Annotated in this window: 18 protein-coding genes; 3 read left to right on the top strand and 15 right to left on the bottom strand. The window is 41.0% G+C overall.

The features are described from left to right. Window positions 1-6 precede the first annotated feature (6 nt). From D1814_RS17190 to ccoN, 3 genes are read right to left on the bottom strand one after another with little or no spacing between them, the layout of a single operon-like run. Window positions 7-168: a cbb3-type cytochrome oxidase subunit 3 gene (locus D1814_RS17190; protein ID WP_012518547.1), complete on the bottom strand. Its 162-nt coding sequence runs from the start codon at window positions 166-168 to the stop codon at window positions 7-9. Between the two features lies 1 nt (window position 169). After that, window positions 170-775 (bottom strand): cytochrome-c oxidase, cbb3-type subunit II, encoded by a 606-nt coding sequence (gene ccoO, locus D1814_RS17195; RefSeq protein ID WP_118494702.1) that lies wholly within the window; start codon window positions 773-775, stop codon window positions 170-172. Window positions 776-790: 15 nt separating this feature from the next. Continuing rightward, window positions 791-2,224 carry a cytochrome-c oxidase, cbb3-type subunit I gene (gene ccoN, locus D1814_RS17200; protein ID WP_014949589.1) on the bottom strand — a complete coding sequence of 478 codons (1,434 nt, stop codon included), beginning with the start codon at window positions 2,222-2,224 and terminating at the stop codon, window positions 791-793. A 229-nt stretch (window positions 2,225-2,453) separates the two neighbouring features. Here ccoN and D1814_RS17205 point away from each other — a divergent pair, with 229 nt between their 5' ends. Beyond that, window positions 2,454-2,933 carry a hypothetical protein gene (locus D1814_RS17205; protein ID WP_118494704.1) on the top strand — a complete coding sequence of 160 codons (480 nt, stop codon included), beginning with the start codon at window positions 2,454-2,456 and terminating at the stop codon, window positions 2,931-2,933. 149 nt (window positions 2,934-3,082) lie between these two features. Here the strand turns inward: D1814_RS17205 and bfr (D1814_RS17210) are convergent, their stop codons facing one another. From bfr (D1814_RS17210) to D1814_RS17220, 3 genes are all read right to left on the bottom strand, one after another. Continuing rightward, entirely contained in the window at window positions 3,083-3,550 is a 468-nt protein-coding gene (gene bfr / locus D1814_RS17210) for a bacterioferritin (RefSeq protein WP_118494706.1), read from the bottom strand. Beyond that, window positions 3,550-4,026 (bottom strand): bacterioferritin, encoded by a 477-nt coding sequence (bfr, locus tag D1814_RS17215; RefSeq protein ID WP_118494708.1) that lies wholly within the window; start codon window positions 4,024-4,026, stop codon window positions 3,550-3,552. Before bfr (D1814_RS17215) ends, bfr (D1814_RS17210) begins: the two co-directional genes overlap by 1 nt. A 133-nt stretch (window positions 4,027-4,159) precedes the next feature. Next, window positions 4,160-5,731, bottom strand: coding sequence for a cation:proton antiporter family protein (locus tag D1814_RS17220; protein ID WP_118494710.1), 1,572 nt, complete (start codon window positions 5,729-5,731; stop codon window positions 4,160-4,162). A gap of 330 nt (window positions 5,732-6,061) precedes the next feature. Between D1814_RS17220 and D1814_RS17225 the strand changes: the two genes are divergently transcribed. Then, window positions 6,062-7,693 carry an FMN-binding glutamate synthase family protein gene (locus D1814_RS17225; RefSeq protein WP_118494712.1) on the top strand — a complete coding sequence of 544 codons (1,632 nt, stop codon included), beginning with the start codon at window positions 6,062-6,064 and terminating at the stop codon, window positions 7,691-7,693. A 194-nt stretch (window positions 7,694-7,887) separates the two neighbouring features. Here D1814_RS17225 and D1814_RS17230 read toward each other — a convergent pair whose 3' ends face one another. Continuing rightward, complete coding sequence (locus D1814_RS17230) at window positions 7,888-8,361, bottom strand: c-type cytochrome (protein WP_118494714.1); 474 nt, start codon at window positions 8,359-8,361, stop codon at window positions 7,888-7,890. A 182-nt stretch (window positions 8,362-8,543) separates the two neighbouring features. On the opposite strand from D1814_RS17230, the gene D1814_RS17235 reads away from it, so the two are divergent. Next, complete coding sequence (locus D1814_RS17235) at window positions 8,544-8,966, top strand: universal stress protein (protein WP_118494716.1); 423 nt, start codon at window positions 8,544-8,546, stop codon at window positions 8,964-8,966. A gap of 35 nt (window positions 8,967-9,001) precedes the next feature. Here the strand turns inward: D1814_RS17235 and D1814_RS17240 are convergent, their stop codons facing one another. The 8 genes from D1814_RS17240 to D1814_RS17280 form a co-directional block, all read right to left on the bottom strand. Beyond that, window positions 9,002-9,352: a hypothetical protein gene (locus D1814_RS17240; protein WP_118494718.1), complete on the bottom strand. Its 351-nt coding sequence runs from the start codon at window positions 9,350-9,352 to the stop codon at window positions 9,002-9,004. A gap of 224 nt (window positions 9,353-9,576) precedes the next feature. Then, window positions 9,577-10,833: a tyrosine-type recombinase/integrase gene (locus tag D1814_RS17245; protein ID WP_118494720.1), complete on the bottom strand. Its 1,257-nt coding sequence runs from the start codon at window positions 10,831-10,833 to the stop codon at window positions 9,577-9,579. Window positions 10,834-12,616: 1,783 nt separating this feature from the next. Beyond that, window positions 12,617-13,930 (bottom strand): DUF2254 domain-containing protein, encoded by a 1,314-nt coding sequence (locus D1814_RS17250; RefSeq protein ID WP_118494722.1) that lies wholly within the window; start codon window positions 13,928-13,930, stop codon window positions 12,617-12,619. 179 nt (window positions 13,931-14,109) lie between these two features. Then, window positions 14,110-15,240 carry a heparan-alpha-glucosaminide N-acetyltransferase domain-containing protein gene (locus D1814_RS17255; RefSeq protein WP_118494724.1) on the bottom strand — a complete coding sequence of 377 codons (1,131 nt, stop codon included), beginning with the start codon at window positions 15,238-15,240 and terminating at the stop codon, window positions 14,110-14,112. Between the two features lie 15 nt (window positions 15,241-15,255). Continuing rightward, complete coding sequence (locus D1814_RS17260) at window positions 15,256-16,815, bottom strand: PepSY-associated TM helix domain-containing protein (RefSeq protein WP_118494726.1); 1,560 nt, start codon at window positions 16,813-16,815, stop codon at window positions 15,256-15,258. 246 nt (window positions 16,816-17,061) lie between these two features. Next, window positions 17,062-17,397: a hypothetical protein gene (locus D1814_RS17270; RefSeq protein WP_118494730.1), complete on the bottom strand. Its 336-nt coding sequence runs from the start codon at window positions 17,395-17,397 to the stop codon at window positions 17,062-17,064. A 38-nt stretch (window positions 17,398-17,435) separates the two neighbouring features. Continuing rightward, window positions 17,436-18,281 (bottom strand): sugar phosphate isomerase/epimerase family protein, encoded by an 846-nt coding sequence (locus tag D1814_RS17275; protein WP_118494732.1) that lies wholly within the window; start codon window positions 18,279-18,281, stop codon window positions 17,436-17,438. Next, window positions 18,278-19,600, bottom strand: a complete 1,323-nt coding sequence (locus D1814_RS17280; RefSeq protein WP_118494734.1) for a DUF6005 family protein — start codon at window positions 19,598-19,600, stop codon at window positions 18,278-18,280. The genes D1814_RS17275 and D1814_RS17280 overlap by 4 nt, the downstream gene beginning before the upstream one ends. Window positions 19,601-19,603 lie beyond the last annotated feature (3 nt).

Raw genomic sequence — 19,603 nt, forward strand, 5'->3', positions numbered from 1 at the left:
CTCCTGCTAATCTTCTTTTGATTTTTCTTTTTCTTCGTCTGCAAACGGTAAGTTTGCTGCTTCGTCGAATTTTTTCTTGTTGCGGCCGCTAAACGCCCACCACACAACGCCGATGAAGCTTACAAAGACGATGACAGTAAAAATGCTGCCTACAATTCCTTGATCCATATTATTTCAAATGTGTGCCAAGAGACTGTAGATAAGCAATAAGGGCTTGCATTTCCGTTTTACCCTGTACTGCCGCTTTCGCACCCGCAATATCTTCGTCGGTATACGGAACACCAAATCCACGGAATACTTCCATTTTTTCAGCTGTTAACTCGCCGTCAAGCGTGTTTTCCGCTAGCCAAGGGAAACCTGGCATATTCGACTCAGGTACTACGTTACGAGGATTAAGCAGGTGAACTCGGTGCCATTCGTCACTGTAACGACCACCAACGCGTGCTAGATCTGGACCAGTACGCTTAGAGCCCCAAAGGAAAGGGTGCTCCCATACTGACTCACCAGCAACGCTGTAGTGACCATAACGCTCAGTTTCTGCACGGAATGGACGGATCATCTGGCTGTGACAACCTACACAACCTTCACGGATGTAGATGTCTCGGCCTTCAAGCTCAAGCGCGGTATATGGACGTAGGCCTGTTACCGGTTCCATTACTTGCTGTTGAAACATCAACGGCGTAATTTGAACCATGGCACCAAAACTGATAGCGATAAGAATTAATACCGTTAACAGACCGACGTTCTTTTCAATTAACTCATGTGCGTTTTTCATTATTCGTCTCCTTTACTACGCTGGCTGAGTCGCTGGATCTGCAGCGATACTGCCTTTAGGTGCACGAACGGTTTTCCATGTGTTGTATGCCATAACAAGCATACCCGCTACCACGAAACAACCACCAATGAAACGAACCACATAGAAAGGCTTAGACGCTTCTAATGACTCAACAAAGCTGTAGGTCAAGGTACCGTCAGCATTAACTGCACGCCACATTAGCCCCTGTAGTACACCAGACATCCACATCGCTACTATGTATAGAACAACACCGATAGTTGCGAACCAGAAGTGAACGTTAACAAGCTTAGTGCTGTACATCGCGCGCTGACCGAATAGCACAGGAATTAAGTGGTAAATTGAACCAATTGAAACCATTGCAACCCAACCTAGTGCACCAGAGTGTACGTGACCAATTGTCCAGTCAGTGTAGTGAGACAGTGCATTAACGGTCTTAATTGCCATCATTGGACCTTCAAAGGTAGACATACCGTAGAAAGACAATGAAACAATAAGGAAGCGCAATACTGGGTCGGTGCGAAGTTTATGCCACGCGCCAGATAGCGTCATAATACCGTTAATCATACCACCCCAAGATGGAACGAATAGGATAATAGACATCACCATACCTAGTGACTGAGTCCAGTCAGGTAGGGCAGTGTAATGAAGGTGGTGAGGACCAGCCCAGATATACAGAGAGATAAGTGCCCAAAAGTGAACAATTGAAAGTCTGTATGAATAAACCGGGCGACCAGCTTGCTTAGGTACGAAGTAGTACATCATACCAAGGAAGCCCGCAGTTAGGAAAAAGCCTACCGCGTTGTGGCCGTACCACCACTGCATCATGGCGTCTACTGCGCCTGCATACAATGAATACGATTTAGTGAAAGATACCGGAATAGCCATGCTGTTACCAATATGAAGAATTGCAACAGTTAACATGAACGCGCCTAAGAACCAGTTTGCAACATAAATGTGCGAAACTTTACGGATTACTAGGGTTCCGAAGAAGTTGATGATATAAGCGACCCAAACCAGTGCCAAAAGGATATCAATTGGCCATTCTAGTTCAGCGTATTCTTTCGAGCTAGTTAAACCCATAGGCAGGGTGATAACAGCTAGAACGATTACGGCTTGCCAACCCCAGAAGGTAAATGCGGCAAGTTTGTCACTGAACAGTCTTACCTGGCAGGTACGCTGAACGATGTAGTACGACGTTGCAAATAGCGCACAGCCGCCGAAGGCAAAAATAACGGCATTAGTGTGCAACGGACGCAAACGTGAGAATGTTAGCCATGGTGTGTCAAAGTTAAGCATAGGTGCAAATAATTGCGCGGCAATGAATACCCCTAGGCCCATACCAATGATACCCCAGACTATGGTCATGATGGTAAATTGCCTAACTACTTTATAATTGTAGTCAGGTTGTGCTTGGCTTATTTCACTCATTTTAATGAATCTTCCACTTCAAATGAACTATGGTCTCCAACTGCCGGAATAGTACGGTCGAGACGTGTATCAGCTAAGGAATAACGCTTCACACCGAGCTCGGAAAGAGTAATAATTATTGTCTCCAAGCCAGTTGGTACGCGGATGATAAGGTTTTTAATTACAAAAAGATACCATAAACTACGTAAGCTTGATCTCCATCAATGAAGAAATACACAAAATTTAAGAAATGCTAAATAACGATAACAATAAACGATCAAAAATTTTACATTCGCAGCTGCCGCTAGTGGCTATTGTTGTTGTAGCTGTGTGTGTATACCTTGCACATAAATTCCAGTCATCGGCGTTAAAAGACACGAGCGTTGTTAATGGAATAGGAAATAGCTGCAACTTTGTCAATGAAACTTGCGAATTCTTAATTGATGACAAGCTTGCCATTGCATCCTTTTCAACCATGCCAAAGCCCGAAGAATCAGTAACAGTTAAACTTTTAATTCCCGAAGGGAAGAATATTGAAAGCGCTTGGATTGAAGGCGTAAATATGTATATGGGCAAAATTCCAGTGTTGTTAGATAGCGATGGTAAAGGAAAGTGGTCAGGCTGGTTTATGTTAGGCAGTTGTAGTGAACCCGTAATGAAGTGGCAGTTGCGACTGAATATAGAAGGTATGGACAGTCCCAGCTATTTGTATTTTGTCACGCAGCAGTAAGCAGATTTGACCCTTATATAAATAGAAGAGCTGCAACGAGTGTAGTTAAGCTAATAAAGCGTTATAAATAAAAAAGACCGCTTAAACACATGGTTTAAACGGCCGTTTTATTTAATACTAACTAAATGTACAGGCTTTAGGCATAAATCTTACATTTGCGATTGCAAATAGTTTTGAAGCCCTATACGTTTTATCAGACCTAGCTGCTGCTCTAACCAGTGTGCATGATCCATCTCTGTGTCGTCTAGTAGTACAATTAGCATGTCGCGGGTTACATAGTCTTTTTCAGTTTCGCAAAGTGCGATAACTTCACGCAGCTTTGCGTCAACTTCGTATTCAACTCGCAAATCACTCTCAAGCATTTCAGGTACGTCTTTACCCACTTTAAAGCCTGTACGCTTTGTCATGTCAGGCGTACCTTCTAAAAACAGCATGCGTTCGATTAACTTAGTGGCGTGACCGCGTTCATCGTCAAATTCGTGATCGATGCGTTCATATAGCTTGTTCATACCCCAATCAAGATACATCTGGGAGTGGATAAAATACTGATCCATGGCGGCTAACTCGTAAGAGAGTAGTTCATTTAAGCCATTGATGATTGCCTGGTTACCTTTCATTAGTCATCTCCCATTACTTGCGCTTGTAGGTAGTTTTCAATTCCCATTGCATCAATTTGGTATTCTTGCGTTTCAATCCAGTCTAAGTGCTCTTCTTCGTATTCAAGAAGGTCTTCAAGCAAATCCCGAGAGACATAATCCTGCTTCTCTTCGCATAGCGCGATAGCTTCGCGAAGTAGAGGAAGCTGCTCTTTTTGAAAACGCGCATCACATGACAACATCTCTACGGTGTCTTCACCGATATAAAGCTTACCTAACGCTTGAAGGTTAGGAAGGCCTTCAAGAAAAAGAATGCGTTCGATAAGCTCGTCCGCTTGCTTCATATCCTTGATGGACTTTTTATAGTTCTTTTCGTTAAGTTCAGAAAAACCCCAGTTTTTGAACATACGAGCGTGCAGAAAGTATTGATTTATCGAAGTAAGTTCACTCGTAAGTACTTCGTTCAATTTTGCGACGACTTGTTTATCACCTTGCATTGTGAAAACCCTATTAACGAATTTGGATAAAGTGTAGACTAAACTTGATGAACTGTCAAAATCTCCTTGTAAAACATACATTTACTAACGATAATGTTTCTCAATTCATCCATTGTTCGTATTTAGAACAGCATTACCGTTGTGCGTGGGCATAAGCGAGACTTTCTTCAGCGAAACCGAGCCCTGCTTCAGTAAAAAAGTTAAAGACTTTATCAACGCCGTTTTCTAGAAGGTAAGATACTTCATCTTCATAGCGTGCAATGGCAGCAACTTTTCCGGTGTAACCTGCGTTTTTAAGTTGTCGCGTGATGTTGATTGAATCTTGAATAGAAGGTAACGCAAGAAGGACAAGTTCTACTTGCTTAATATCTAGGTTATCCCACAAATCTACGTCTTCACCGTCGCCGCAAATTACATTAAAGCCTTCATCTGCCATTTCTTTTACTTTTACGCGATCGGCATCCATTCCCCAAACATTAACACCTGTTAATTTTGACAGTGCATTAAAAGCACCGCGACCAACACGACCCATGCCCAGTACTAAGAACTCTGCATTATGGAGAGTTGGATAAATATCCTCTTTTAATCGTTCTTCTTTTTCAAAACGTTTAATGGTGTGTTTGTGATTGTGATAATGGGAGTGTGAATTGCGATAAAGCACGCTGGTAAAAACGAACGAGATGGAAACGGCCAAAGCAATAACCACTAACCAAGTATTTTCTAACAACCCTAGGGAAACTGCGAGGGCACCGACAATAAGCCCAAACTCACTATAGTTAGAAAGCACTAAACTACTTAGATAGGCGGTTCGCCCCCGAAGGCGTAGCGAGGTAAATAAGCCGAAAAACAGCGCAGCTTTTAACGGGATAAACAAGCAGAACACTATAGCAAGAAGGACCATACTTAGATCGGGGAGGGCAGTAAGACCGATGGTAAGGAAGAAGCCAATCAGGAATAGGTCTTTAAAACTAAGCAATGATTTGGCAAGTTCTGACGCTTTCTCATGTTGCGCTAGCATAATACCGAAGATAAGGGCGCCTAAGTCGCCTTTGATATTAACTAACTCAAATAAATGATAGCCACCGAGCGCGAGAATAAACCCCGTCAGCGGGAGCAATTCGCCATGCCCCGATTTATTAATCATCTTATTGATGATGGGCATTGCAGGGAACAACGCAAGTAACGCCAGTGCCCAAACCGAGGGGAGCTTACCTGTTGCCACAACAAGAAAGATAACAGCAAAAACATCTTGCATAACCAGAATGCCAATGGCGAGGCGACCGTGGCGAGTCTTACTTTCACCGCTCTCTTCTAAAACTTTAACCACACATACGGTACTGCTGAAGCTAAGTGCAAATGCGATAAGCGCTGCGCTTTTCCAAGTAAGACCGTCAACGAAATTAGCGGCAACTGCGCCAATTACATAAACGCAGCAAGTTATTACGCCCACCCATATTAGTGTATGGGAAATGCTACCTGCCCAAACTTCACGACGGCTCAAATCACGAATATTAAGTTTCAAGCCGATGGTAAATAACATAATAGTAATACCCAAATTGGCTATTTGGGTTAAATCTTCAGTGAGTGTGTAACCTGCAAAGTTCAATAAAAAGCCCGCTACCAAATAGCCGACAAGAGGAGGAATGCCAATTAGTTTTACCGATAAGCCACATATAAATGCGAAAAGAAGAAATGCATACTCCATGAATTACCTTTCAAAAAGTTGAACGTAAAATCCGTTACCCTTAACAGGTCACATTATCTATAACCCACTATTTGCAAATAATGGGTAAACTCACTAATTTAATGCTGTAGATTAGCACGTAATGACTTGTTTTCGCAGCTAAAAAAGTATCACTTAGCGATGTAATGGTTACGCGTAACATATATGAGTTTTGATGTTGGGGTATAAATTTAATAGGTAAATCATGGGCTTACCTTTAGCGTGAATCTAGTTTTTGGTTTGAGGTGTATTGAACAGGGTTATAGGCATATTATCTTGTTTAAATATGGCCGAATTAAAGAAGGACTCTTAATGCGTTTAACTATTTTAACCATACTCATCTTACTGGTCGCCTTTAATGTAGTAATTGGCCTGCTATGGGCTCCGGTGTGGTGGTTTTTACTTTTATCTGTCACGTTATTGATATTTGGTCTTTACGACGCCTTCCAAACTAAACACGCCATTTTGAAAAACTTCCCGTTAATAGGCAGAGTGCGCTGGACGGTAGAAGGGTTAAGACCCTACATCCAGCAATACATCATAGAAACAGATACCGGCGGTACGCCTATTTCCCGCATGTTTCGCTCTATAGTCTATCAGCGAGCGAAAAATAGTAGAGAAACGATACCTTTCGGTACTCAACTAGATACCTATAAAGATGGTTATGAGTGGATCGGCCACTCTCTATCTGCCAGAGAAGTAGAAGATATGGATGAAGACCCTCGCGTTTTGGTGGGAGGCCCCCACTGTAAAAAGCCGTATCGCGCTAGTGTGCTTAATATCAGTGCCATGAGTTTTGGGAGCTTGTCGAAAAATGCTATCTTAGCGCTAAATAAAGGAGCAGCAAAAGGAAAGTTCTCTCATAATACTGGCGAGGGCGGGTTAACCCCTTATCACCTGGAAAACGGTGGCGACATTGTGTGGCAAATTGGTACGGGGTACTTTGGTTGCCGAACCGAGGATGGCGGTTTTGACCCTGATGCGTTCGAAGAAAAAGCCAATCTTGAGAATGTTAAAATGATAGAAATAAAGCTGAGCCAAGGCGCTAAGCCCGGGCACGGCGGCATTCTTCCTGCTTATAAAAACACTCCAGAAATAGCGGAGATTAGGGGCGTTAAACCTGGTACTCAGGTAGACTCTCCACCTAGACATAAAGCTTTCTCAACACCATTAGAAATGGTTGATTTTATTAGCCAGCTTCGAGAATTAAGCGGGTACAAACCGGTGGGAATCAAACTTGCCCTTGGCAGAAAAAGCGAGTTCATCGCCATGTGCAAAGCCATGGTAGAAAAAGGTATTACACCGGACTTTATCACGGTTGATGGCGGTGAAGGAGGTACAGGTGCTGCGCCCCTTGAATATACCAATTCTATTGGCTTTCCTCTTCGTGAAGCACTCGCTTTTGTGGACGATTGTCTTACAGGTTTTGGTCTGCGTGACAAAATAAAAATAATTGCATCAGGTAAAATTATTACCGCCTTTCAGGTAGCCAAAAATCTGAGTTTGGGAGCAGATATTTGTAACAGCGCTAGGGGGATGATGCTGGCGCTTGGTTGTGTACAGTCGTTATCCTGCAATACAAATAAATGCCCCACCGGTGTAGCCACTCAAGACCCTAAGCTAGCAAAAGGTTTAAACGTGGAAGATAAGTATGAGCGTGTGTACCGCTTTCATAAAAAGACTATTCATGCGCTAATGGATATCTTGTCATCGACAGGCCATATTAGAACAAGTGAGTTAAACCGTACCCATATATTTAGGCGGGTTGACCAATGTAACATCGCTCGTTATGACGAAATCTTTCCGCTAGTTAAAACGGGAAGCTTTCTCACAGATGACGTGCCCGATAGGTTTAAACTTCATTTGAAAGAAGCAAATGCTCAAAGCTTTATGCCTTGTAGCCTGTTAGCTGAAATAGAAAAAGAGACGAAGGACGTATCATAGCGTTTATTTATGAATAAGCACATGAGCGGTGCAGGGTAAAAGTACTTTTTACAGAATTGTTTCACTAGGCCAATTACGTCGTTAATTAGCCGAAAAAAGTGCAAAAAAAGGAAAACGCCACTAAGCCAGGTTTTCAATCGAATCGAAATTCGTATGCTTGGCTTAGTGGTTCTTACCAACTAGATATGGTACTGCTACTCATTGGACTTTTCGGGAATACGCAATTGGTATAAGCGGTAGTCACTTGTTCTGTAAGGCGTTACTTTATATTTAGGCTGTAAGTATGCAACCAAATCAATAAGCTCAGATACAGTAAGTTCGTCATTCACCACTCGCATTAATGAAACACCGTCTTCGCTCGTAAAACTTGCAGGCTGACGAGGTGTAAGTTTGTGGGAGGGATTGATAATACTGGTAACTAATTCAGCATATGTTTTGACTCGGCCACTACTTCCGCCTAATGGAATGGGCGCTGCCACTAAATACTTGGCGTCCTCCCGCTCTTTTTCTCCCGCAATCCTATGACAGTCTTGGCACTGATACTTTTTAAATACTTTTGCGCCTTGTTCCATATTACCTTCAGGTAAACTAAAACCTCGTGGCGACTTTGCCCCTTGGTCACAAGCAAAGAGTAAAAGCGTAGCTAAAACTAATATCATTGTTTTCATATCGTTCCCCTCACACGTTTAACGTTTGTAAAAAGCTATGTGCATAAACTAAGTATGAACAAGTTTGCAATCTGAACATTGACCTAGCGCAAAGAATATATATTTGTAAGGCTCTATTATGTGAAGTACTAAACGATAGATGCCGCGATGATCTTAACAATGCAAGGCTGAGGAGCGTAAAAGTGCAAAGCTATGAAACAATACTAGTACCCATCGATATATATTCTGATCACGAACTTGTAGTGGAAAAAGCGATTGCTATAGCCGGTAATAGCCATAAGGTTCATTTGCTATATGTCGCTTATCCACAAACTAATGTTGAGCCTTATGGTTTATTCTTAGAAAGAGACTTTTCCGAAGAGGTAAGAGAGCAGGCACAAAGGCTCTTAAAGGATGTCGCCGCAAAACACGATATTCCTTACAGCCACATAAACGTTGAAATAGGTTCGCCAGCGGATGAAATTCATCACATGGCTGAGAAAATTAATGCAGACCTTATTGTTGTAGGAACCCATGGCCAAAGCGGCCTAAGGCTACTGCTGGGCTCCACAGCTAATGCGGTTTTACATGGCGTAAAAACCGACGTACTAGCTGTGAAAGTATAAACCAATACTGCGATTGATAAACAAATAAGACCTTTTTAAAAAGCTTTGATTTTTTTATCGCAACATTCTAAGACTAGACTTCTAATGGTACTTTCTAGGTTTTTTATATGTGAATAATGTACAGACGTCTCACCGCCCTCGTTGATGTCTTTTATTGTAAATACGACATCATCACCGCGAGAAGTAACACAAATTCGAACATAATCGTCAGTCTGCGCAAGGGGCACATGAAGATACAATGGCTCGTTATTTGATTTTAAATAATCAATCGCAGCCTCTTGCGATTTAAAGGGGTCTTGCTTTTCCGGTTGAACTTTCCATGAAGAAGAGGGAACAACCAATTCCGCGAGTAATTTTCCATGTTTAGTATCGATACCGCTACTCATATATAACTCCTTTATTCTGGGCGTTCTAGTTTATTTGTAACAACACTACTTAGTGTAAGTCGTAACACAAACTAGTGAAAATATTCTAATCATGCATAATCAATACGCACGTTATGGCAATTCAGATTGGTATGATGATAAAGAGAGTAGGTGAATGAGAATCTAAACGCCAAATCTAGTTACGCGTAACTAGTAATGGTTATATCTTTTTGTTTTGTTTATATTTATCGTTTTCTTTTCGCCGATAATTTTGCCATTCCACCACGTTTTACGTTCGCTTGCTTTGTGTAATGACCGGGCATTTCTGGTGATTGCCAACCGCCAGCAAGTTGAAGTTCAGGCAAGGACGCACCATCTTCGGCAAGAGAAACAGCTCCCCCGACGCGACCACTATGGGGTGTAATGTTTTCGCTTATACCAGCACGATGGGCAATGCGTTGCCAAATTCTGTATACGCTCGAATAGTTAAGTACGTTAGCCTTATGACTTGGTATGTTTTCGTCAAAAGGTAAAAGTGCAGTTTTATGATTCGTAAGCCGCCTGAATAAAATGCCTTTGTGTAAACCGCGTAAATCAGAGGGTAGTCTTTGTGTTTTGGACTTTGGGTCTATGTTTGCTTCATTGATATATTCTTGAACCATAGAAATGGTACTAGACGAAACGTAACGATATTGGCCCTGGCCAGTTTGATCACTTTTTGATGAAACAACGAGGAGCGTGTTATTTCGAGCAGATATATCCTCAACACAAACTCGCACTAGCTCATCGGCACGTAGTAAAGCATCGAACATCAAATTAATAATAGCGAGGTCGCGCAGTTCCAGCAATGAATCTGGAATTATAGCGTTATTAATCTGTTCGACCATATCGATAGTAAGAGGAACCGCTTGTTTATGTGAAAGCCTATACTTTCTATTTTCAATTAACGACAGTCGAATAAAGTCTCTTAAGTACGCTGATCTAATAATGGGATTAGGTAACTTGGCGACGCCTAGAAATTTACTAAGCGCGGATAGCCGACGCTTGATAGTTCTATAGGCTAGGGGAGAACGACACAACTCTTCTACATAATTTTTTATGCAGGTTTCATTGTGTTCAAAATCATTTTTGAAACCATCAAAACCGTGCTGCCTGCAAAAAATTGCAAATTCGTTATAGTCACTTATATAAGCACGCTGTGTGTTATAAGGTAGCTTGGTAAAAATGTCTTGATAGTATTGCTGGTAGTAATTTTCAAAACTTCTGTCATTGGAACTTACCTCTAGGGATGATGTTTCACGAGTCTCAGTAGCCTTAGTCGAAAACTGCACATTAGAATCGGACTCGGTAACATAACCATCGCCCGTATTAGCAACGGCAGTTGAGTCTGAGGAATAACTTGCTTTATCAGTGTTCTTTGTAACTTTCATCGGAGAATCATTAGTGGCGCCTTTAGTCATTTTGCGCCCAGATAAGTGCAAATTGTTTAATTTTGAAGACATTAAATAATCCGATAGCCACGATATGTGTGTATTATGCTTAATTGCGAGGAAGACTATAAGTTACTGATATTTATGATAATTCACGCATGATAACTGTAATTATCATGCGTGAACTTAAGCGCCTACTGAGCGAAAAGGATAACTTTTCATTCATGTGCTTACACAACTTAATGTGTGATACTCTATCATACCACTGTATATACGAACAGTTTTAACTTTAGTATGTATAAGCTTGCAAGGCGAGAAATCAGTATCTCTCTTGTCGTTGTACCTTAAACACAGTTTATATGTCTATATTGTGTTATTAGCACCCCAATTTGAACCGTGCGCTACGTAAAATCTGCAAGGCAATACCCCTAATCGCACGTCAGATTTCACGTAGCGTCGCCCGAAAAATGAGCAGCAATACTTAAATGCATCGCCCTGAAATCTGTGTTCAGCGTCAGAATATTATGCCTATAAAAAGCATTGGAGCTTGCCGCTAGCAGCGATTAGTCTAAACGAGATAACTTAAGTTTTCACACTTACGAAGAAGAATAGGCGATAGTTTTGTAAGTAGTACTTCTACCTTTGCGCTCAAAATAAACGTGGCAGCTAAAATACGTACTACATATTTTAAGTGCTAGTTAAACTAATCCTTTAGGAAAGTTATTTTTAGTCACACAACAGCAACCAGCAATTGAGAGCCTTTAAATACCTAAATTTAGCTCTAATCCTAAATAGATACGCTTTGGTTACTTTACTTATATTATTCGAAATGACTTTTGTAAGTTCCTTATTTATTGAAAAAATACATCGAACAAAAATTCTGCTAAGCATTACAGCGGCTCAGTTTTTATAGTTAATTAAAAATAACGGCCATTTATCATGGACGTTATTTTTTACGTACAGAGCTTCTTAAATACGCGTAAAGCATATTTTTCCGCTAGAAGAAATACAGACAGAAGGAATAGATATAAACAGCGCTAGATAATAAAGATGACGCTTTTATAAAAATAGGCAAATTAGGATAAGCTGCCTATTAAGTTTTAAAAACAATCGCAGTTTCAAACCCAACATATTTAATTTCTGTGATAATCATTATCGTATAAATACCTGGTCATAATTCTATTTAAACGAGGAAAAAGTGAATTACACGTAGAAGGTAAGTTCAGCGGGATAGCGTTATGTTTCGTGCGAGCTTTTTATATCTACTTCAATACTCTATTTAACATAATATACATTATGCGTAATTAGGTATATGGACGATTAGGGCGATGATGTCGCTCTATTCGGATGCTTTGTTGGCTGTAATTACTTACGAACTTTTATGCGTGGCTGCTGTGTTAGCTCAGCGTTTCGTTTTTAGCTTGTGTGTGAACGCTTAACTTACAGCGGTACTTTTGATTTAAAACCGCTCAGATAATTTGATTTAGGCGTGATAAATTGAATCGTGCGCTACGTGAAATCTGGTGTGCTACACCTCACAAAATATAATTTCATTCACGTAGCGTTACGTTAGATTTTTAAGGGGATCGGACTCAGGTATTATGGTTTAACTTTAATATTGAGAACAGTTGATAAGTGTGAGCACTCAGAACCTGCGTTGCATTTATTTAGATAGACTTAATTCGTATTATGCTAATTATCTAAATAACCTCAAGATAACTTATAACGCTAGTCGTTCGTCTATCTGGCGTATCGAAACACGCTAGTCATGATAACTATTGGTATGATGTGAAAATAACAATGTCAAAGAAACCCGCAATAGCTTTTATTTTTAGCCTTAATTGCGGGTTAAAGTTTAGCCTTTATAAACTTGGTCAATTCGCTTTATATCTTCAGCATAGTTTAGTGCTAATTTAGCACGCTCATAACTTTGCTTAGCGAATTTATTCGCCGCATTTGTGAAGTCTTTATCTACATCTGTATCGCTGTTATCGAAACAAGCTTTTATAGTGTTAAGAGATTTCTGAATTCGTATTGCCACTTCTATGTTAGCCGCACCGTCTCTAGCAATACTCGTATAGGCGTCATCAAATAAATCGTCCACACTTAACTTAGGTAAAGAAACCCGGTCATATTTCGTGTCATTTTTACTAGCTTGTCGTGAATTACGGTTAGCGTTAGTCGCGCCTCTATTATCCTTATAAACGGGCTTGTGCCACAGTAGCATTAGCCTGGTGATACTACTGATGGTGTTTATCGCTGTACCATGGTCATTGACAGATGGTGATAAAGCTCGGGATGCAATTTCAGCGAGAACAATAAATCCAAACCTAGGGTCTGCTTCAAATGATCGTATTTCGCCTATAGTAAAAGCACTAACAATTTCATCTTTTTCTATATCTTTGTTTGAATACGCCAATGGGCGTTCTGGGGTTACAAATTCGCCGGGTAGTAAAGCGACATTGATAAAGCAGTCTTTACTTTTCGCTAAGGCTTGCAGTTTAGCGATATCAATTAGCTGGATATACCCTACCTTCTCGGTGGAAATAGCATAACTCCCCTGCTCTTTTATTTCCTCTTGCGGAACTGCCCCTAGACAAGGGCTGTCTATTCTATTTTTTACCGCCCGTGTAGTGGCGGCTTCCACTTTTAATAGTGTCGATCCCACACGACCTAAACGAGCAACGCTATCTACCCATCGTATAAACGTTAAAATTACTATCACAAAGGCCAAGCACGTTAAGCAAAATAAAATGAAGAGCCCGGCTTCATTAAAAAAAGCTTGTGTCATTGCAGTAAGGGCCACAGCGCTATAAATAAATGCACCGATAAAGACGGATAATGCGTTTTGCGAGACATCGTCAGAGATAATTAGACTTAATGAACGAGGTGTAGATGACTGACTGGCTGATGCATAGGCATTAACCATAGTACCTGCTGAGAATGTGGCAATAACCATCATGCTCGATGCCATTATCGAAAGCAGAGTTTCGACAGAGTCAGGTTTAATTTCAGGGATATGTTCGGCTAGCGAAGTGCCATCGGCCACTTTGGCTAGGAACACAGCGAAAATAGAAAGAAGGCAAAACCCAAGTGGCTTCACCCAAAGCTTTTCTTTTAGGCTATAAATAAGGAATCTGAGTCTATCTACAGTTATCGGGGCTTCCACGTTGCTCTCTTTTTAGTTAACTTTTCACTTATAAGTACGAAAGTTATTAGATTTCTGATTTACATTACATTTATTAGGTGAAAGCAGTACGTAAAAAGAAAGGCCCTTTGCGTACATATGACTTGCTATATAGACCCGTATATAAGATAAATAATATGGATCCATATCGGTTTAAGGCGTTAAACCGGCGCCTTGGCCTTAACTGAAACGTGAGGTTTAGACGTGGTGCCTCTTCTCTTAAATTTATAGTTATACCAAGGTAATACAAGGTAGTGACAGGCGAATAAAACAATAAGCATCGCTGTTAAGGTGCCCAGGGTTGATAGCTGCTGAAGTCCAACAAGCATAAGCCCCCAACCTATACATACCCATTGTAAGACATACAGCGCGGTTACATTTTCACCCCAAAAGGCAAGTAGCGAAACCACATAGGTTGCTTCGTACCTCACTACGAACAAGTGAATCGCAAAGATAAATAGCATAACAATGCCTGTCATAAGTAGCACTATCCCTGGGCCACTTCGAAGGTTTGTAACGATGTGATAGTCGGGGTTACTTAAGGTAATTGCAGCGCCTAATGTCGCGCAAACAGCACCGAACTTAAAACACCAAGTAAAGTTAATAGCGTTGCAATCATTTTTACGTTTCAAAAAGCGACCAAATGCCATTCCCGCAATGGGATAAGCGGCCCAGGGGAAAATAGGAAATATGGCTCCTACTTCTTCGTTTCCGACAAATAACTTCAGTAACTCATTGAAAATAGAGACTGTCGTATATTTATCCCAAACCGTGTGCGATAAAAAAGCGATAGCGGTTGCCGCGCATAACCAAATATAAATTTTATTAGTTGCATGTTTCAAAGCTGAACATATTAATAGAGAAATGCCCGCGAATTGGAATACATCACCTATTAGCAGTTCACTTAAAGGCGTGTGAGGAGCAACGTCCTGATATGTAACAAGCCCTAACTCAATTGACAGCCACATGGGTATTGTTCCGCGAACAAGGTTGAGTAAATAGCCAAGTGCGAATAGCGACAACGCGCGTTTGACGTCTTCGGTGGGAGTTGACGACGTTGAGAAGCCTACAAAAATTCCCATAATAAAAACAAACATCGATGCAGCAGGCCAACCTAAAGCAAACTTGATGGTATTACCAAACGTGCTGAACCTGACCTCGTCCAAACCGTAAAAATCTAATACATGAATCATTATCATAAGTAACACTGCCACACCCTTTGCAACATCAAAAGTTAGTTGTCGGTTAAGGCAGTGCGTGGCTGAGCTATTGGGTAAATAGAATAATTTCATTATTTTCGCTTTTTATTATTGGTGGCCAGTATTGGTATGGCGTGTCACTTCACTCTTCTTTAATAAGCTCATACCTAACCAAAGAAGCAGGCAAGAAAAACTAAAACAAGTTAAAGACACAGAAAAAAGGCTTTTATAATTACCATTGAAGTATTGCATTATGCCTCGACTGTGAGAGATCACGTCGACGAACGTTAAAAGTGCTAGAACGCCCCCACTAACTAAAGCCATGACACTTATCGTTCTAACCCCATTTTTAATAAAAAATGTAGCGACTACAGAAAGGCCGTAAACTAAGAAGAAAGCAGCTTCAACCATCAGTGCCCTGTTATCCAAACCGGCAGCTAACGTTCTCTCAAGTAAGAAGGCAAGTGCGGTAGCCGGAATAATACCTGCGCACCCTCCTAATGTAAGCGCGGAGGTATTACGTTTGAATCGTTTTGAGATACTGCGATTGTTTTGGAACTTGTTAAGCCACAACATGTTACCAACAACAATCAGGCCGCATACGGCAAGGCCCAGAATGAAAAAAACAACCCTGATATCAAGGCCCGCAAAGTGGCCAAAATGTAGCGCATAAAGAAAGCGTGTTCCATCTGCAAAAGCGTTTCTCTCACTTGGGTTTAGCTCTGTAGAAAATGCATTTTCACGTACGCGGTAAGTTATATCTATACGTTGTGAGAAGTTTGTTTCATGTTGACCTATGATGCGAATTAACGCGTTTTCGTCACCATAATTTGTGAGTCTTAGCGAGTGAGCCTTTGCGTGTTGCTCCTCTTCCCACGATGCCACCAGTGCGTCTAAGTCAGGCATTTCTCGTTCGATACCAGCGTACGACTCTGTTATTTTTGGGAACCCTGAGTCATTGAGCAGCGCGGTTCTATTTCCATCGTAAACAAATAAAAGCGTGACGATTTGTGAAATTAAGCCCAGATTAAACATCAAGCCGGTAAGCGCATACATAAATGTATAGGGTAAGCTCATTACCCCTATTACATTGTGCATGTCTGTAAGCTGATAGCGCTGTGTAGCTTTTGAACCTCTATAGTAAAAAAAGTGTGTTATCAGCTTTTTAAACTGAACAATTAATCCGGTGAAAATGACCACAGTGAAAAATAAGGTAATTATTCCAACAATGTGACCACCCATTGGCAAATTTAAATCGATATGTAAGCCATATAAGAAGTCGGCTAAGTGGAAACTGGCGATAGGCGCTACAGTTTTGCCATTTGCCGGGTCTACATAGAGAGAAGTTAGCTCGGTGTGGTCTGCTTCATTTTGCTTCACTGGAAGATAGAGTTCATACAGTGGCAGTGTGTCAGTGGGGAGTACGACAAACATTCTTTCTTGCATGTCCACATCATGTTCCGAAAGTGCGGAATCTACTATTTCACTCAGGGGTAAAGCGTCCTTTGCTGAACGGAATTCTGTATGAGGTAAGACCGACCATGCTTTTAACTCTGGATAGAACAATGTAAGAGAGCCAGCCCAAAACACGATAAACAGAGGAATTGAAATGAATAGTCCTATCCAACCGTGACCTTCTAATGCAGAACGAATAGTACTGGCTTTCATGCAACAACTCCCATCTTAATCAGCACGTTTAGTACAAGTGAAATTAGTAAAGCGCATGAGCATTGAAGTAACGGCTTTTTTATTGTTTCGAAACAGTAAAAATAGGTGATTAATCCAGCCCAAAGTAGAAAGCCGAGTATGTAACCCGCTAGTAATTTGATGCCTACATCAAAGGGTAAAAAGTGGTTGATATTTAACGTGATACTTACGCTGAGCACTAAACCGATAAAAAATGAAAGCAGTGTTTTACGCCACATAAACCCCTCCTATTAAAGACAAAGCGAAGTTAAACACGGTGCCGTACGCAATAAGTCTAAGAAAGCGATTTTCGTGAGCGCCAATAAGGGTTATAAAGATAAAGTTCATCATGATTACAGTGATGATGGAAAACACTACCGCCCAAATGTTGTACTGCTCTTTTAAGAGAAAAGCTGCCACTATCAATGCAGTGACGAACAGAATACTGCTTAAAACCTTTGATATAGTTGGTGCGTCAGTTCTTTGATGCGTAGAAGAAAAGTAAAGTGCTGCGCACCCACCCCATAATGTTTGCAATGCGAGTATATTTGTAATTAAAAACATAAAGATTCAAATCCTTTTGCTTATCTTCACCATGTCGTTTAAATGGCTATAGCAGTATTGGCCGCCTGACTCATCTTTTGAAGTTTATATCTGTCGTGACTAAGAACATTTTTACAGTCGTTGCCAAACCACTCCAACGACGAATCTATATTGCGTAGCTGTGGTTTTGAATACAGATGTTCGATGAACCCTTGATAATCTACCGCACCATCAAAAATGGGGACCATCCCTTCGCGTGAACCTGCAGCAGCATAAACATTGTCTGGTGCGAACACGCTCAAATGCTTACTGCTACTTATATTTTTGAAATGAAAATGATTGATGTATGGGGCGAGTAGTTCACAAGATGCAATAACATCTGCGCCGGACTCCCACACATGTAATACATCATAGTTAAGCTGTAGATTCTTTTTGTTAACCCCCTCGAAAAGCTCAATAGTAGAAGCTACAGAATCGGCATAGGTATTCGGGTGTGTTTCTATTACTAAGTTAAGGTCATAGTCACTCAACCAATCACAAACAAGTTTCAGCCGTTCAAAAAGTAAATGCCTTTTGTCTTCGGTAATATCGCTACTCGCTTCATTGCTTGCAAATGTCCGAATCTTAGTCGCTCCCCAATGTTTCGCTAAGCGACAAAGGCGGTGGACTTTGAAATATAACGCGTCCCTTTCCTCGAAAAGTGGCAAATAGTCGCTTAGCATCGTGGCTCTCAAGGAATAACTTGAAAGCCACTCCTTACCGTATAATGGCTGATCTTCCAAATTGGTCGCATGGGCTCCCCACAGTTCAATACCTTGAAAGCTATTGGCCACAGACCATTTTGCGATTTCAGCTATTGATATAAGCTGGTGTCTGAATGATATGGTGCATACTGAAAGGTTCATAGGGCAGCCTCCAGCTCACAAACACTCGTTAAACTGGGCTCCGCTTTAGTATGAAGTTTGTGAAAGGCCAACCATTCACAGTACACATCATTAAGCTTTGACTTTATTTTCTTCTCAGTACTATCTTGTTCATCGAGTAATCTAATAATTTCTTCAAAAAGCGTTGCAGTCTCTTTGCTTTCCTTCGCCAGCTCTGAAAGTTTGATAGCACGGTATTGTATTGCTTTATACGTCGATACAAGTTTCTCTATTTCATCGCACCACAGTTCGAAAGTGACTTCTGGAAACCCAATGTCACGCCAGAAATAAGCGAACCCGTGTTCATATGCATACTTTCTAATGGCAAGAACGGGAATTTGCTTTAATGCTTCACCTAGATGAGCCCCCTTGCCGTTAGGATAGTCACGATGGGCAACGACAATTTTCCTTATGGCATCTGTAAGAACGTTATGATTGGGTAAAAAAGTAGCTTTAAAGTATTCGGTAATAGTTTCAAGCGACGAAGGCGCGATATCATTGCTGTCGAATAGATACCCCCCTGCAACATGTGGTGATGTAATGGCATTAATAACATCCGTGCGTTCAACCTCTCCTTCCCACCTAAAGTCTGGGTCAGACATAAACCAGCGCTGCTGGTTGTCTGTTTTCTTCAACATCACATAGTGAGGAAATGGGTTCTGGTTAAACTTATTCTCCCGTTCAGGTAGCAGGTACATGTCTAGCATTACCATGATATTTTGGGAATCAGTGGCATTGTCGAGTAAGCTTTCTAGTTCGGCTATATTCTGTGCCTTAGTTTTCGTATTGTCATACCAAGGCGCAACCTCTACACCATAAATACGTTTATACCACTGAATAAAAAAGTCGTGGCTGACCGACTCGTCATGATAAGCCAGTGTAAATTCTTCTGTGACAACAACATCCGCATCCCACACACCGAAGTAAAAAGGTCGGTGGTCGACTTTTGGCGAAGCTTTGATACTTTCACACAAGCAGCTTACAAAACAGTGAACCTTTATATCTTCAAAGGGCACTTCTTGAACCTGAGTATTATCTTCGTCTTGATTTGCATCTTGATGAGATAAAATAAAATACGCAAAACTTTCTACCGTTTTTACGTCGTCTTGAGATATAGCACTTTCAGGCACTTCAATGTCGTAAGACAATTCTAGTTGAATCAGCATCTGCATTAGCACCACTGAATCAATGTAAAGGTCTTCATTCAGGCGAGCTGAAGGAGAAAATTTTTCAGCGTGTTGTGACTTCATATCGTGCGTAAGCACATGCTTAATTGTAGTTATTAAAGAGTCTAAATTCATAAA

Origin of the sequence: Alteromonas sp. BL110, from assembly GCF_003443615.1 — a bacterium.
In the GTDB taxonomy this organism is placed as follows: Bacteria; Pseudomonadota; Gammaproteobacteria; order Enterobacterales; family Alteromonadaceae; genus Alteromonas.

Excerpts from the sequence above, each read along its gene's own strand:
- D1814_RS17190 (WP_012518547.1), bottom strand. The coding sequence starts at position 168 with ATGGATCAAGGAATTGTAGGCAGCATTTTTACTGTCATCGTCTTTGTA.
- ccoO (WP_118494702.1), bottom strand. The coding sequence starts at position 775 with ATGAAAAACGCACATGAGTTAATTGAAAAGAACGTCGGTCTGTTAACG.
- ccoN (WP_014949589.1), bottom strand. The coding sequence starts at position 2,224 with ATGAGTGAAATAAGCCAAGCACAACCTGACTACAATTATAAAGTAGTT.
- D1814_RS17205 (WP_118494704.1), top strand. The coding sequence starts at position 2,454 with ATGCTAAATAACGATAACAATAAACGATCAAAAATTTTACATTCGCAG.
- bfr (WP_118494706.1), bottom strand. The coding sequence starts at position 3,550 with ATGAAAGGTAACCAGGCAATCATCAATGGCTTAAATGAACTACTCTCT.
- bfr (WP_118494708.1), bottom strand. The coding sequence starts at position 4,026 with ATGCAAGGTGATAAACAAGTCGTCGCAAAATTGAACGAAGTACTTACG.
- D1814_RS17220 (WP_118494710.1), bottom strand. The coding sequence starts at position 5,731 with ATGGAGTATGCATTTCTTCTTTTCGCATTTATATGTGGCTTATCGGTA.
- D1814_RS17225 (WP_118494712.1), top strand. The coding sequence starts at position 6,062 with ATGCGTTTAACTATTTTAACCATACTCATCTTACTGGTCGCCTTTAAT.
- D1814_RS17230 (WP_118494714.1), bottom strand. The coding sequence starts at position 8,361 with ATGAAAACAATGATATTAGTTTTAGCTACGCTTTTACTCTTTGCTTGT.
- D1814_RS17240 (WP_118494718.1), bottom strand. The coding sequence starts at position 9,352 with ATGAGTAGCGGTATCGATACTAAACATGGAAAATTACTCGCGGAATTG.
- D1814_RS17245 (WP_118494720.1), bottom strand. The coding sequence starts at position 10,833 with ATGTCTTCAAAATTAAACAATTTGCACTTATCTGGGCGCAAAATGACT.
- D1814_RS17255 (WP_118494724.1), bottom strand. The coding sequence starts at position 15,240 with ATGAAATTATTCTATTTACCCAATAGCTCAGCCACGCACTGCCTTAAC.
- D1814_RS17260 (WP_118494726.1), bottom strand. The coding sequence starts at position 16,815 with ATGAAAGCCAGTACTATTCGTTCTGCATTAGAAGGTCACGGTTGGATA.
- D1814_RS17270 (WP_118494730.1), bottom strand. The coding sequence starts at position 17,397 with ATGTTTTTAATTACAAATATACTCGCATTGCAAACATTATGGGGTGGG.
- D1814_RS17275 (WP_118494732.1), bottom strand. The coding sequence starts at position 18,281 with ATGAACCTTTCAGTATGCACCATATCATTCAGACACCAGCTTATATCA.
- D1814_RS17280 (WP_118494734.1), bottom strand. The coding sequence starts at position 19,600 with ATGAATTTAGACTCTTTAATAACTACAATTAAGCATGTGCTTACGCAC.